This is a genomic window from Paraburkholderia terrae, assembly GCF_002902925.1.
GTDB lineage: Bacteria > Pseudomonadota > Gammaproteobacteria > Burkholderiales > Burkholderiaceae > Paraburkholderia > Paraburkholderia terrae.
On record NZ_CP026112.1, the window covers coordinates 2,884,450 to 2,897,236 of the forward strand.

A 12,787-nucleotide genomic window follows, 5' to 3' on the forward strand; every position below is an offset into this window, starting at 1 on the left:
CGTCGTATGGTTATCGGCAGCTGATGCGGCTGCTTAAGTGGCCAATCAAGCGGCTGCTTTGAGCTTCGTGGCGTTCGGCTGCGACATCAGGAACTCCATCGCAGCAGGCAGGCCGCTCGCCGCGACGGGCACACCCGCGATCTGCAGGCCCATTTCGACGCCTGAAAGCGTCGCCATCAGCGTGAGGTCGTTGCAATCGCCAAGATGCCCGATGCGGAACATGCGCCCTTTCATCTTGCCGAGGCCCGTACCGAGCGACATGTCGAAGCGTTCGTAAATGACTTTGCGCACGGCATCGGCATCAACGCCGTCGGGCATCATCACGCCCGTCAGCACCGGGCTATACACGGACGGATCGGCGCATTGAATCTCGAGGCCCCATGCGCGCACCGCGCGCCGGCAGGCTTCGGCGAGACGATCGTGCCGCGCGAACACGTTGTCGAGCCCTTCGCCGAGAATCATGTCGAGCGCCTCGTACAACCCATACAGCAGGTTCGTATTCGGCGTGTACGGCCAGTAGCCGCTCTTGTTCATCTCGATGATTTCGGTCCAGTCCCAGAACGCGCGCGGCAGTTTCGCCTGCTTGCCCGCTTCGATCGCCTTCGGCGACACGGCGTTGAAGCTGATGCCCGGCGGCAGCATCAAGCCCTTCTGCGAACCCGACACGGTGACGTCGACGCCCCATTCGTCGTGACGATAATCGGCACACGCAAGGCCCGAAATCGTATCGACGAGCAGCAGCGCCGGATGGCCCGCTGCGTCGATCGCGTGGCGCACGGCCGCAATATCGGACGTCACGCCCGTCGAGGTTTCGTTATGCACGACGCACACGGCCTTGATCGCATGCTGCGTGTCCTCGCGCAGCCGCGCTTCGATCATTTGCGGCTGCACGCCGCGCCGCCAGCCTTCGATACCCGGCAAGCCCAGAAACTCCGGCTTCAGGCCGAGGTTCTCGGCCATCTTCTTCCACAGCGTGGCGAAGTGGCCCGTCTCGAACATCAGCACGTGATCGCCGGGACTCAGCGTGTTCGACAGCGCCGCTTCCCATGCGCCCGTACCCGACGCGGGATAGATCACGACAGGCTGCTGCGTCTTGAAGATCTTCTTGATGCCGTCCAGCACTTTCAGGCCCAGCGCGCCGAATTCCGGGCCGCGATGGTCGATGGTCGGATAGCTCATCGCCCGCAAGATGCGGTCGGGCACCGGGCTCGGACCCGGAATCTGCAAAAAGTGGCGGCCTGCGGGATGAAAGTCGAGTTTCAGCATCGGTCGATCTCCTCGATTGAATTTTGCATGCAAAAAACTATAACAAACGATTCGTGACAATCCCAAGGCGGTGTTTACCCTCGCAGCCAGCTAGAGGGTTGGATGCTTTAAAATCGGTTCAAATCGTGCTTGAGGATTTTTGTATGCAAAATTCGGACATTGATGCAGGCCTGACACCGCCTCCCCTGATGCCGAAGGTCGAACGCCAGCGTTTGCACGACACGGTGGTCGAACACATCCGGCGCTTCATCGTCGAAGGCACGCTGGAGCCGGGCAAGAAACTGAACGAACGCGAACTGTGCGAAACGCTCGGCATTTCGCGCACGCCGTTGCGCGAAGCGCTGAAAGTGCTTGCGGCGGAAGGGCTGATCGATATCGAGCCGAATCGCGGCGCGTCGGTGTCCAAAATGGACGAAGCGGAATTGCGCGAGACGTTCGAGTTGATGAGCGGGCTCGAAGCGTTTTCCGGCGAGCTTGCGGCGGAGCGCATGACAGCCGTCGAACTCACCGAAATCAAGGCGCTGCATTACGCGATGCTCGCGTGCCGCGCGCAGAACGATCTGGCCGGTTACTACAGCCGCAATCAGGCGATTCACGACAAGATCAACGAGGCCGCGCGCAACTCCGCGCTGCGTCAGACGTATATCGCCGTGAACCGCCGTTTGCAGGCGCTGCGCTTTCGCTCGAACTTCCAGATTCCGAAGTGGGACAGCGCGATTCACGATCACGACGAGATGCTCAAAGCGCTGGAGGCGCGCGACGGCAAGCGTCTGAGTGCGATCTTGCGGCAGCACTTGCTCGACAAGCGCGATGCCGTGTTGCAGGTGCAGTCGCGCGAAGATGCGGCTGCTGCGAAACTGAAGGCTTAAAAGCAAAACGCACGGCTCGATGCCGTGCGTTTTTTCTATCGCATCACCGACGCGTCACGCGCCAGCGCTCCCCGTATGGTCCTTCTGACGCAGCGATTGCGGCAGGCCATACAGAATGATCAACGCGCAGATCAGGCTCAACCCGCCGATCACATACAGCGCGGGCGTCGTGCTACCCGTCACGTCGCGCACGCGGCCCACCATCACCGGGCTGACGATACCGCCCAACTGACCCAGCGTATTGATCAGCGCGATACCGCCCGCAGCGCCCGCGCCCGTCACGAGCTTCGGCGGCAGCGCCCAGAACGCGGGAATCGAAGCGATCACGCCTGCGCCGAGCACAGCGAGCGCCACGACGAGCATCACCGTCTGCTTGTCGAAGAAGCCCGCAGCAAAGAAGCCGACCGCCGCCATCACCAGCAGCCCGCTCACGAACTTGCGACGCTCGCCCGAAGCATCCGACAAACGGCCCACGATCACCATGCAGATCGCGCCGCAGATATAAGGCACGGCCGTCAGCAGACCGATGATGGTCGGGTTTTGCGTACCTGCGACGCGGATCAGATGCGGTGCCCAGAAGTTCAGGCCGTACGAAGCGATCTGAATCAGGAAGTAGATCAGGCCGAGCGTGAGGAAACCGGGCGTGCGAATCGCGCCGAGCAGCGAGTGACCCTGCGTGGTCGGCTGCGCCTGTTGCGCGATCTGGCTCGACAGATACGTCTTCTCGGCAGGCGACAGCCAGCCCGCGTCTTCGATGCGATCCTTCAGCACCTTGAGCACGAGAATGCCGAGCACGATACAAGGCAAGCCGCCGAGCAGGAACAGCCAATGCCAGCCGCGAATGCCGAACACGCCGTCCATCTGACCGAGCACGAGACCCGAGAGCGGCGCGCCGACCAGACCCGAGAACGCCGATGCGAGAAACAGCAACGACGTCACGCGTCCGCGATAGCTCGCCGGAAACCACAGCGTCAGGTAGTAGAGCACGCCGGGCGCAAAACCCGCTTCCATCGCGCCGATCACGAAACGCAGACCGTAGAACTGCCATTCGTTCTGGACGAACACCATCGCGGCCGTCGCGAGACCCCACGAAATCATGATCCGCGCAATCCATCTGCGCGCGCCGACCTTGTACAGCAGCATGTTGCTCGGCACTTCGAACAGCACGTAGCCGATCACGAAGAGGCTTGCGCCGAGGCCGTATGCCGTATCCGAAAAGCCGAGATCGCTTTGCAGCTGGAACTTCGCGAAGCTGATGTTGATGCGGTCGAAGAACGCGAACAGATAGCAGATCATGATGAGCGGCATGAGCCGCCATGTGACCTTCTTGATGATGTCGGCTGTGGCCGCTAGTTTGTCGTCACGGCTGCCCGCCGCGACTGCGCCTGGTGTGCTCATGTTTGTCTCCTTGTAGGCCGGATTCGTCGTCCGGTCGTCGGTGTGGTTCAGTCGGGTGATATTCAGATAGCGCGCACGTAATCGGGAACGGGATGCACGTCGCAATTGCGGCCCGCTTTCATCAGTTGTCCTGGCACGTCATGACCGAGCAACGCAGGCAGCGTGCGCGACAGCGCGATCAGCTTTTGCAGATCGATGCCTGTCGGAATGCCGATTTCGTCGCACATGTTGACGAGGTCTTCGGTGCAGATGTTGCCCGACGCGCCCGGCGCGAACGGACAGCCGCCCAGGCCGCCGAGCGCCGCGTCGAAACGGCGTGCGCCAACTTCATACGCGGCCAGCACGTTCGCGAGACCAAGGCCGCGCGTATTGTGAAAGTGCAGCGTGAGCGCATCGGCAGGCACGCGTTGCAGCACGCGCGTGACGAGCCGCGCGACCTGGCGCGGATTCGCCATGCCCGTCGTATCGGCGAGCGTGATGCCGTCGATGCCCATTTCACGGTACGTATCGACAATCGACACCACGCGGTCTTCGTCGATCTTGCCTTCGAACGGGCAACCGAACGCCGTCGCCACCGTCGCATTCAACGACACGGGGAAATGCTTCGCGAGCCGCACGATATCGCCGAATTCGACCAGCGACGCTTCGCAGCTCATCCGCATGTTCGCGCGGTTGTGCGTCTGACTCGCGGACATCACGAGGTTCAGTTCATCCGCATGTGCATTCAGCGCGCGCTCGGCGCCCTTCACGTTCGGCACCAGCGCGACGAAGACCACGCCTGCGCGGCGCTCAATCTGCGTGAACACCGCTTCGCCGTCGCGCAACGCGGGAATCGCTTTCGGCGAGACGAACGAACCGGCCTCGATGCGCGTAAAGCCCGCTGTCGACAGTTGATCGATCAGCGCGATCTTGTCGGCCGTTTCGACCCATGTCGGTTCGATCTGCAAGCCGTCGCGCGGCGCGACTTCCTGCACGATCAGCTTGTCGAATGTTTCGCGTTCGAAGTTCATTGCACGGCTCCTTCGCGGCGCAGCCGCTCGATATCGCTTTGCTCATAGCCGAGATCGGCGAGCACGCTCGACGTATGCTCGCCAAGCGTCGGACCTTGCCAGCGCACTTCGCCCGGCGTCTCCGACAGCTTCGGCACGATGCCCGGCATCTTCACCGACGCGCCACCCGGCAAATCAGCCTTCAGCAACATCTCGCGCGCCTGATAGTGCGGATCGGCGACGATGTCGGCCACCGAATAGATGCGGCCCGACGGCACTTCGGCGCGTTCGAGCGCGACCAGCACGTCGTCGATCGATTGATGGGAGGTCCACGCGGTGATCGCGGCATCGAGCATCGCGCTTTGCGCGACGCGGCCGTCGTTGCGAGCGAGTGCGGGATCGTCGGCGAGATCGGCGCGGCCGATCACCTGCATCAGGCGCTTGAAGATCGGATCGCTATTGCCCGCGATCACGACAAAGCCGCCATCTTCCGTGCGATACGTATTCGACGGCGCGATGCCCGGCAGCGCGCCGCCGCTGCGCTCGCGCACATGGCCGAGCAGATCGTATTCGGGCACGAGGCTTTCCATCAGGTTGAAGACGCTTTCGACCAGCGACACGTCCACGACCTGTCCATCGCCCTGCCCCGTCTTCACGCGCAGCAGCGACATCAGCGCGCCGATCACGCCGTGCAGCGAAGCGAGCGAATCGCCGAGGCTCACGCCGACACGAGCGGGCGCGCCATCGACTTCACCCGTCGTATAGCGGATGCCGCCCATTGCTTCGCCGATCGCGCCAAAGCCCGGCCGATCGCGATACGGGCCCGTCTGGCCATATCCGGAAATGCGGACCATCGTGAGCTTGGGGTTGATCGCGTGCAGCACGTCCCAGCCGAGGCCGAGCTTTTCGAGCGCGCCGGGGCGCAGGTTTTCGATGACGACGTCGGCGTCGGCGGCCAGACGTTTGACGACATCGGCGCCTTCTTGCGACTTGAGATTCACGCAGATCGACTTCTTGTTGCGCGATTGCAGATACCACCAGAGCGAGGTGCCTTCATGCAGCTTGCGCCATTTGCGCAGCGGGTCGCCCGTTTCGGGTGCTTCGATCTTGATGACTTCGGCGCCGAACTCGGCGAGCAGGCGCGCGGCGAACGGCGCCGCGATCAGCGTGCCGATCTCGACGACGCGAATACCCTGTAACGGACCACTCATGATGCTGTCTCCAATCTTGTTTCAGGTTGGAGACAAGGTTAGAAGGGGCGCCGCCAGAGCGTCCAACCGCATTTCGCCAAGGACCGTTCGCGATCCGCGAACGCTCGGCGCTAAGCCTTACCGGACAAGGCTTCGACGGAGCTCAGATGGTCGAACAGCAGCCGCGCGACGGGCGACAGACGCGCCGAATCGCGCGTCACGATGATGAGGCTGCGCTCGGACCATTCGTCTTCGAGCGCGACCGACACGAGACCCAACGGCCGCCCCATGATGCGATACACGTTGACGGGCAGCACGCCGACGCCCATGCCCGCCTGCACCATCCGGCACACGGCGTCGAAGCCCGGCACGTGAATGCGCAGCTTCAGCGCCTTGCCCGCCTGGCGCGCGGCCATGTGGGTGCGGGCGTTGATCGAACTGGCCGAATGCAGGCCGACGTGATCGCTGTCGAGCGTTTCTTCGAACGCGACGCTCGCGCGGCCGGCCAGCGGATGGTCGTCGCGCATCACGACGCACAGCGTGTCGTGCCGGTAATGCGTCACTTCGAGGCCGCGCGCATCCGCTTCGCCGGAACAGATGCCGAGATCGGCGAGACTGTCGGCCACGGCCTCGACCACGCCGCCACTTGGCCGCTCTTCGAGATCGATCTTCACGCGGTCATTGACGGCCAGAAACGCGCGCAAGTCCTCGGGCAAGAATTCGACGATCGCAGAGAGGTTCGCCATCATCCGCACGTAGCCGCGCACGCCGCTCGCGTGGCCCGCGAGTTCGATGCCGATGTTCTCGATGCCGCGCATCACGCGGCGCGCGTGATGTAGCAGCGTTTCGCCCGCGGGCGTAAGCGTCATGCCGCGCGCGTTGCGCTGAAACAGCGTCGCGCCGACGGCCTGCTCCAGTTCGAGCAGCCGCTTGCTCGCTGCGGAGACGGCGATAGCCTCGCGTTCCGCGGCGCGCGTCAGCGTGCCTTCCTCATAAACGGCGATGAACAGTTGCAGCGTCGTGAGGTCGAGGCGGCGAAGCAGGTTCTTAAGGACCATGGCGGCAGTCGGATCGTACTGACAGAATATTCGCAATTGTGCTGCAAATGTCGTCCGGGTGCTCCGAAGTGAGCGATGGTTATCAACAAAGGACGTTTGCGCACCCCCTCGTTCAGGGTAGTTATCCTGATTAATTCGCCTGACACACTGTCGTTCGAAAGGCGGGCGTAAGGCGCTGTCGCACGACAGCCGGCCTGCCTGTTCCATAACGGGAGACATGTATGTGTTCAAGCAGGCGAAGCATGATCGGCGCGATGCTATTCCTGGCCGCGAGCGGGGCTGCGGCGGAAACCGGTGTGACGCTGTACGGCGTGGTCGACGTCTTCGGCCAATACCTGAACAACGGTGGCAAGGGGTCGTGGTCGGAGCGCAGCGGTGGCAACAGCGGCTCGTACTTCGGGCTGAAGGGAACCGAGGATCTGGGTGGCGGCCTGAAGGCGGTCTTCAACGTCGAAAATGGCTACAACGTCAACAACGGCGCGTTCTTCGGCGATTCGACAGCGATGTTCTATCGCCAAGCGTGGGTGAGTCTCGCGCACGAAAAGTACGGCTCGATCACCTTTGGACGCCAGTATCAGCCGACATTCTGGGCGCTCTATCCGAGCGACCCGTTCCGCGCGAACGAAGTGCTGTCGCCACTGGCTGCCGCCGCAACGACAGTGGCCCGCAACACACTCGCCGTGCAAAGCGCGGGCGGCCGTTCGAGCAACGCCGTCATCTACAAGAGCCCGAACGTGGGTGGCGCGCAGTTCTGGGGCATGTATGCGCTCGCAGCCAGCGTCACGCAGCCGCTGCCGCTATCCACGGGCAACATGCTCGATCTGGCCGCAACCTATTCCGGCTACGGCCTCTATGTCGGACTGGCGTATCAGAACCAGCATCCGGGTTCGAAGACGGTGCCGGGTTTGCCTGCCATGCTTCCGTCGCTGTCCACCGAGCATTTCACGAGCGCGCTCAGCTATCGCGTCGGCATCGTCAATCTGCAATTCAACTACGGCTATCACCGGCCCAAAAATGCGGCCGCTGGCTCACTCGCCGCGCGGCTCAACGCGGCCCATTCGTTCAGCATCTCCGAGCTTGGCGCGACGATCCAGGCCACACCCGCCGATGCGCTCGAAATCGCGGGCTTCCAGCGCGTCGTGCGCGGCGCGCATGACAACACATGGGGCGTGCAGATCGGCGCAGACCACAGTCTCTCCAAACGCACAGCGCTTTATGCACGCGGCGGCTACATGCGCAACAACGGAACGGCCACGATGAGCTGGCCGGGTGTCGCGGTGTCGAGCCCAGGCACTAGCCAGACACTCGCGGTGGCCGGGATGACGCATCGCTTCTGAGCGCGGATTGCGCCGCTCAACCATTCAATCGATAAAAGGACCGCAAATTGAAGATCATTCGAGCCGCTCATATTGCCGCTGGCGCCATGGCCGTCGCGATGTCGTGTCACGTGTGCGCGCAGGCGAGCAGTGCCGCAAGCGCATCCGGAACGGTGGCAAACCCGGCCACGGTATCGAGCAAGACAGCTGACCGCGCGCTGCGCAAGCGCGTGCTGACAGCGCTTGCGCGCGCAAAGGGTTTGCGTGCGACGGGCATTACCGTGCGCGCGCGTAACGGAGCAATCCTGCTGGAAGGCTGGGTACCCGAAGAGGCGCAGCTCGAACAGGCAACGCGCGTCGCTCAAGGCGTGCCCGGCGTGGCTTCCGTGCAGAATGCGCTCACCCTTTCGACGTTTTGAGAAGCGCGATCCATCGGAAGATCTCCAGGCGAGACTGCAACCGATCCTGCAAGGGCGGGCAGTCTGACGTCGCGTCATCCAGGGCCGGGTCTCGTGCGACACGGGATCTGGCCTTCTGCTTGCGCCGAATCGGCTGATAAGCATATTTGCTATCCTCTTCCATCGTCATCGACTTGCCTGGGCCGTCCTGACCGGTCAGCGTGCAAGTCGTCTGCTGCCGTTTTCCATTACGCGTTGTCTGCGAGGTCACTGAATGCCGAGCGTTGCCATAGCGATCTTTCCGGGCGTCCAGGCGCTGGATGTCGCCGGTCCTCTCGATGTGTTCGCCGAGGCGAATCTGTTCATCGACGGCAAGGACCGCTATGAAGTGGCGCTGCTCGCCGCCGACAGCGAGCCGCTGCGCGCATCCAACGGCATCCGGCTCGTCGCCGACGAAACCTTCGATCAGCAGCGCAGCACGTTCGATCTCGCGTTGATCGCAGGCGGTCCCGCGTTGCCGGAGAGCACGCCCGACGCGCGCCTTACCGCCTGGCTCGCGAACGTCGCGTCGCAATGCGAGCGCTACGGTTCGATCTGCACGGGCGCGTTCGCGTTGGGCCACGCCGGCCTGCTCGACGATCGCAACGTCACGACGCACTGGCAGCACGCGCAGCAGCTTGCGGCGCAGTTTCCGAAAGCGCGCGTCGATTTCGACCGCATCTATCTGCGCGACGAGCGGCTCGTGACGTCGGCGGGCGTGACGGCGGGCATCGACCTCGCGCTGGCGCTCGTGACCGAAGATCACGGCCCGCAGACGGCGTTGAAGGTCGCGAAACGCCTCGTGGTGTTTTCGCAGCGTCAGGGCGGGCAGTCGCAATTCAGCCCGTACCTCACCGCGCCTGCCGACGAAACATCGCCTGTTGCGAAGATCCAGGCACATGTGATGACGAACATCCGCGACAACTTCACGGTCAGGCAACTCGCGGATGTGGCGGGCATGAGCGCGCGCAATTTCGCGCGCATCTTCGTGCAGGAAACAGGCGTGACGCCGCATGAGTTCGTCGAGCGGGCGCGGATGGATGCGGCGCGCAAGCTGCTCGAAAGCAGCGGCGCGGCGCTCAAGACGATCGCCTACGATTGCGGCTTCGGCACGGCCGACCGCATGCGTATCGTGTTCACCAAGCGCATCGGCGCGACGCCCAAGCAATACCGCGAGCGCTTTCGGCACGAATAGGCGAAGCGGCTGCACACGTCGAATGCGCGTGAGAAAATGATGGGCTGGTCAACGGTCTCATTGAATATCGGGCATATCGACATGAACGCTACTACTTCCGTTCGCGCCATCGTCACGGGTCATACGCGCGGTCTCGGCGAGGCGCTCGCACAACGGCTGCTTGCACAAGGCATCGCCGTGCTCGGCATTTCGCGCTCGCGCAATGAAGCACTCGCAAATCAGGCGGGCTTCGAACAGGTCGCGGTCGATCTGGCGGATGCCGAAAACCTGACGCAATTTCTCGCGGGCGACACGTTGCGCAACTTCCTGAAAGGCGCGCAAACCGCGTTGCTGTTCAACAATGCGGGTATGGTGCAGCCAATCGGTCCCATCGAAGCGCAAGACGTTGCCGCGATTGCGCAAGCCGTGACGCTGAACGTGTCGGCGCCGTTGATGCTGGCGAGCGCGTTCGCCACGGCGAGCCCGGACGCGAGCGACCGGCGCATCGTCCATATTTCCAGCGGCGCGGCGCGCCATCCGTATTCGGGCTGGAGTATTTACTGCGCGACGAAGGCCGCGCTCGATCATCATGCGCGCTCCGTCGAGCTTGACCAGAACCGCGCGCTGCGCATTTGCAGTGTCGCGCCGGGTGTCGTAGATACGAACATGCAGGCGGAGATTCGCTCGACAGGCCTGGAGAAATTCCCGATGCGCGAGAAGTTTGAAGAACTGAAGCGCGAGGGGAAGCTGGCGACACCGGGAGAGTCGGCGGGCAAGCTGGTCGATTATGTGTTGAGCGACACGTTTGGGGCGGTGGCGACGGCGGATGTGAGGGAGTTGCCGCAGGGGTGAAGGTTCTGCCCAGACTTGCGTGCAGAACTATTCGACGGCGGCTTCGCCCTCGTTACCCAAAAATGGCCAATCCATTCTTCTGAATGAGCTGGAGCAGACGCGCGGCAATCCCGCTCGGCTTCTTGTCGCCCTGCTCCCATTGCCGCACCGTCGACACCGTCGTGTTGAGATAGAGCGCGAACACGTTTTGGCTGACGTTTACGCCCTTACGGATACGCGCAATATCTTTCGCATTGAACTCCGGTACTTCTTCGATGCAGAGTTCGTCGTACTCGCGCATCGTTTTCTTGTCGATGACATTCGCACGATGCAAGCCGGAAGCAGCGCTATGAATAGCTTCCGACGCATCGCTTCTGTAACGTGTCTTAGCCATTGCAGATCTCCACTAGTTCCTTCGCTTCCAACGTCGCAGCGCAGTCTTATTGGCGAATCAAGCGGTTTCCGTCAGCGCTTGAGTCTTCTTATGGTCAAGTCATGAACCGACAATATATACCACTTAGTGGTATATTTTTCGAGTGAATGCGCGTCACCGAAACTGAAAAGCGGCCCGTATGATGAGTCCCGAAAACCCTCACCTTTGAGTCGAGTTGCGATTACCACGACGTTCATGCGGAGCCAGTTGCTATCTGGTCACCGCATCAAAACGTACGGAATTTCGGGGAAAACCGGGTTTTTTCATTCAGCGATCGCGTCGGACCAGGCCGAGCGGTGAGTGAAAATCATCTCACTCGCCTCACTCCCGAAAACCCTCACCTCAAAACAACTCGGGCCACGACACGCAATCACCCGCGCATCGTGGCCCGACTTTCAACCCATCAAGAGAAGCTTAAGCCTCCAGCTGCTCCAGCACCTTCCCCTTCGTCTCAATCCCCAGAAACTTCACAACAAGCGCCGCACAAAACGGCACGACAGCCAGCAGATAAAACGCCATATCGAGATTCCCGCCGACCATCGTCTTCGACACCAGCGTCGGCGCAAAGATCGCGGCGAGCTTCAACCACGCGCCGCCGACGCCGCACCCAAACGCGCGAATACTCGTCGGATACAACTCAGGCGTGTACACATAAGCCGTGATGAACCCACACGCCAGCCAGCCGAGCGCGAACGCACAGCACGTCGCGACCACATAAACGGAAGCGTCATGGAACACGCCCGCCAACACCAGCGACAACGCGCACAACATGAACGACCAGTTGATGATCGGCTTACGTCCAACCTTATCGACCAACATCGCGCACAGCAGAGAGCCAAGCACGCCGAGCACGGATGCGGCGACAGCCAGATTCAGCGCGAGTTGCAACGGCGCGTGATAAACGGTGCGATAAATCGTCGGCAGCCACGTCGACAGACCATACTGGATCACGCCGCACGTCATCCACAGCATCGCGACAGCCGCCGAGCGCTTCCAGTACACCTTGCCGAACAGGTCGCTCATCTTGCGCTTCGGGTGACGCGCAGCCATCGCTTCGAAACCGGCGGGATCTTCCATCGGCGGCAGCGCGGTTTTCGCAGTACGCTCGAACGCATGCACGGCATCGGCGGCTTCGTTCATGCGGCCACGTTCAGCGAGCCAGCGCGGCGATTCGGGTACGAGCTTGCGCAGCACGAAGAACAGAATCAACGGCATGCCGCCGATAAAGTACATCGCCTCCCAACCAAAGCGCGGCACGATCCACGCGCCCAGCGCGTTCGAAGCAAGCAGACCGACCGGGAACACGATCTCATACAGCAGCACGAACCGCCCGCGTCCATGTGCGCGGCAGATTTCATTGATGTACGTCGCGGCAACGGGCAACTCGCCGCCAAGACCGATGCCCTGCACGATGCGCAACACGAAGAACACCGCGAACGTCGGCGCGAAGCCGCACGCAATACTCGTCACGCCAATCAAACCTGAACTCAGCGCGATCGCCTTCACGCGGCCGTGACGCTCCGCGTACCACGGAAACAGAAACGCGCCAATCAGCTGGCCGACCGAGCTCGCGCCGATCATCAGGCCCACGTCCCACGGCGTCAGATGCCATTTGCCGATCAGGATCGGCAGCGTCGCGGCGATCGCGATGACATCAAAGCCGTCGAAGAACGTCGCGAGGCCGATCAGAATGCGCGCGCGCACCAGCATCGCGTTCGCGGGCAATCGTTCGAGCCGCGCAATGATCGAGCCGCGCGTCGCGGGATGGGAGACACCGGCGCTGCTGTGTGCCTCAAACGTATTGTCGATAGTGCTCATGCGTCGTT

The 12,787-nt window shown here is 62.3% G+C and carries 12 protein-coding genes; 5 read left to right on the plus strand and 7 right to left on the minus strand.

The genetic code is table 11. The annotated features are described in order from the left end of the window. Nucleotides 1–45: 45 nt before the first annotated feature. Nucleotides 46–1,266: a pyridoxal-phosphate-dependent aminotransferase family protein gene (locus C2L65_RS29190; RefSeq protein WP_042304495.1), complete on the minus strand. Its 1,221-nt coding sequence runs from the start codon at nucleotides 1,264–1,266 to the stop codon at nucleotides 46–48. Between the two features lie 143 nt (nucleotides 1,267–1,409). On the opposite strand from C2L65_RS29190, the gene C2L65_RS29195 reads away from it, so the two are divergent. Further along, a complete protein-coding gene (locus C2L65_RS29195; protein ID WP_042304494.1) occupies nucleotides 1,410–2,135 on the plus strand; it encodes a GntR family transcriptional regulator in 726 nt (241 codons plus the stop codon). A gap of 54 nt (nucleotides 2,136–2,189) precedes the next feature. Here C2L65_RS29195 and C2L65_RS29200 read toward each other — a convergent pair whose 3' ends face one another. The 4 genes from C2L65_RS29200 to C2L65_RS29215 form a co-directional block, all read right to left on the minus strand. Next, nucleotides 2,190–3,533: an MFS transporter gene (locus tag C2L65_RS29200; RefSeq protein ID WP_042304493.1), complete on the minus strand. Its 1,344-nt coding sequence runs from the start codon at nucleotides 3,531–3,533 to the stop codon at nucleotides 2,190–2,192. A 62-nt stretch (nucleotides 3,534–3,595) separates the two neighbouring features. Then, the gene (locus tag C2L65_RS29205; RefSeq protein WP_042304492.1) at nucleotides 3,596–4,543 is read right to left on the minus strand and encodes a hydroxymethylglutaryl-CoA lyase; all 948 of its coding nucleotides are present in this window, start codon (nucleotides 4,541–4,543) and stop codon (nucleotides 3,596–3,598) included. Next, entirely contained in the window at nucleotides 4,540–5,733 is a 1,194-nt protein-coding gene (locus C2L65_RS29210; protein ID WP_042304491.1) for a CaiB/BaiF CoA transferase family protein, read from the minus strand. Before C2L65_RS29210 ends, C2L65_RS29205 begins: the two co-directional genes overlap by 4 nt. A 110-nt stretch (nucleotides 5,734–5,843) precedes the next feature. Continuing rightward, a complete protein-coding gene (locus C2L65_RS29215) occupies nucleotides 5,844–6,770 on the minus strand; it encodes a LysR family transcriptional regulator (RefSeq protein WP_007587770.1) in 927 nt (308 codons plus the stop codon). A gap of 221 nt (nucleotides 6,771–6,991) precedes the next feature. Here C2L65_RS29215 and C2L65_RS29220 point away from each other — a divergent pair, with 221 nt between their 5' ends. The 4 genes from C2L65_RS29220 to C2L65_RS29235 all read left to right on the plus strand — a co-directional run bounded on the left by C2L65_RS29220 (nucleotide 6,992) and on the right by C2L65_RS29235 (nucleotide 10,549). Next, nucleotides 6,992–8,107 (plus strand): porin, encoded by a 1,116-nt coding sequence (locus C2L65_RS29220; protein ID WP_042304490.1) that lies wholly within the window; start codon nucleotides 6,992–6,994, stop codon nucleotides 8,105–8,107. Nucleotides 8,108–8,154: 47 nt separating this feature from the next. Then, nucleotides 8,155–8,505 carry a BON domain-containing protein gene (locus tag C2L65_RS29225; RefSeq protein WP_427910176.1) on the plus strand — a complete coding sequence of 117 codons (351 nt, stop codon included), beginning with the start codon at nucleotides 8,155–8,157 and terminating at the stop codon, nucleotides 8,503–8,505. 253 nt (nucleotides 8,506–8,758) lie between these two features. Next, nucleotides 8,759–9,718, plus strand: a complete 960-nt coding sequence (locus C2L65_RS29230; protein WP_042304488.1) for a GlxA family transcriptional regulator — start codon at nucleotides 8,759–8,761, stop codon at nucleotides 9,716–9,718. An 81-nt stretch (nucleotides 9,719–9,799) separates the two neighbouring features. Further along, nucleotides 9,800–10,549, plus strand: a complete 750-nt coding sequence (locus C2L65_RS29235; protein ID WP_042304515.1) for an SDR family oxidoreductase — start codon at nucleotides 9,800–9,802, stop codon at nucleotides 10,547–10,549. Between the two features lie 52 nt (nucleotides 10,550–10,601). Here C2L65_RS29235 and C2L65_RS29240 read toward each other — a convergent pair whose 3' ends face one another. Further along, nucleotides 10,602–10,922 carry a helix-turn-helix domain-containing protein gene (locus C2L65_RS29240; protein WP_042304487.1) on the minus strand — a complete coding sequence of 107 codons (321 nt, stop codon included), beginning with the start codon at nucleotides 10,920–10,922 and terminating at the stop codon, nucleotides 10,602–10,604. Nucleotides 10,923–11,375: 453 nt separating this feature from the next. Continuing rightward, nucleotides 11,376–12,779 carry an MFS transporter gene (locus tag C2L65_RS29245; protein WP_042304486.1) on the minus strand — a complete coding sequence of 468 codons (1,404 nt, stop codon included), beginning with the start codon at nucleotides 12,777–12,779 and terminating at the stop codon, nucleotides 11,376–11,378. Between the last annotated feature and the right edge of the window lie 8 nt (nucleotides 12,780–12,787).

Coding starts and splice junctions, on each gene's coding strand:
- C2L65_RS29190 (WP_042304495.1), bottom strand. CDS start 1,266: ATGCTGAAACTCGACTTTCATCCCGCAGGCCGCCACTTTTTGCAGATT.
- C2L65_RS29195 (WP_042304494.1), top strand. CDS start 1,410: ATGCAAAATTCGGACATTGATGCAGGCCTGACACCGCCTCCCCTGATG.
- C2L65_RS29200 (WP_042304493.1), bottom strand. CDS start 3,533: ATGAGCACACCAGGCGCAGTCGCGGCGGGCAGCCGTGACGACAAACTA.
- C2L65_RS29205 (WP_042304492.1), bottom strand. CDS start 4,543: ATGAACTTCGAACGCGAAACATTCGACAAGCTGATCGTGCAGGAAGTC.
- C2L65_RS29210 (WP_042304491.1), bottom strand. CDS start 5,733: ATGAGTGGTCCGTTACAGGGTATTCGCGTCGTCGAGATCGGCACGCTG.
- C2L65_RS29215 (WP_007587770.1), bottom strand. CDS start 6,770: ATGGTCCTTAAGAACCTGCTTCGCCGCCTCGACCTCACGACGCTGCAA.
- C2L65_RS29220 (WP_042304490.1), top strand. CDS start 6,992: ATGTGTTCAAGCAGGCGAAGCATGATCGGCGCGATGCTATTCCTGGCC.
- C2L65_RS29230 (WP_042304488.1), top strand. CDS start 8,759: ATGCCGAGCGTTGCCATAGCGATCTTTCCGGGCGTCCAGGCGCTGGAT.
- C2L65_RS29235 (WP_042304515.1), top strand. CDS start 9,800: ATGAACGCTACTACTTCCGTTCGCGCCATCGTCACGGGTCATACGCGC.
- C2L65_RS29240 (WP_042304487.1), bottom strand. CDS start 10,922: ATGGCTAAGACACGTTACAGAAGCGATGCGTCGGAAGCTATTCATAGC.
- C2L65_RS29245 (WP_042304486.1), bottom strand. CDS start 12,779: ATGAGCACTATCGACAATACGTTTGAGGCACACAGCAGCGCCGGTGTC.